The following is a 380-nucleotide window of genomic DNA, read 5'->3' on the forward strand; positions in this document are numbered from 1 at the left end:
GCAACTGGCACTAACGAGCAGTTTAAAGTATGATTCAGAGTATGATATCATATTAGAACGCTAATAAAGCGTAAAAGAAAGAGTGCCAGAGAACGTAAATGCTGTTTTTACATGCTTCTGCATCTAACTTTGTGGAAGTTTTTGAACGAATAACAATAAAACGAATACAATAATGATAGAAAACAAGACAACTTCAGATTGTACCATCTACGCTTTTGTTGGTACCGCAATTCTCGCCATCTCTCTTGTCGTGGCTATGTATGTAGGCAATGACTTTCACCAAAGTCTGTTTGTCGAGTCAATCATCTTTGTAGGGAGCAACATCCTGCTTTGGGCGATATTCATTTCTATGGTGAATTATCCCTATGAACTGATGACCA

At 37.9% G+C, this 380-nt stretch carries 1 pseudogene; it reads left to right on the top strand.

Annotated features, from left to right (window positions below):
• Positions 1-172: 172 nt before the first annotated feature.
• Positions 173-380, top strand: a pseudogene (locus I6E38_RS15125) (hypothetical protein); the annotation flags it as partial.

Source organism: Leyella stercorea (assembly GCF_021531355.1).
GTDB lineage: Bacteria > Bacteroidota > Bacteroidia > Bacteroidales > Bacteroidaceae > Prevotella.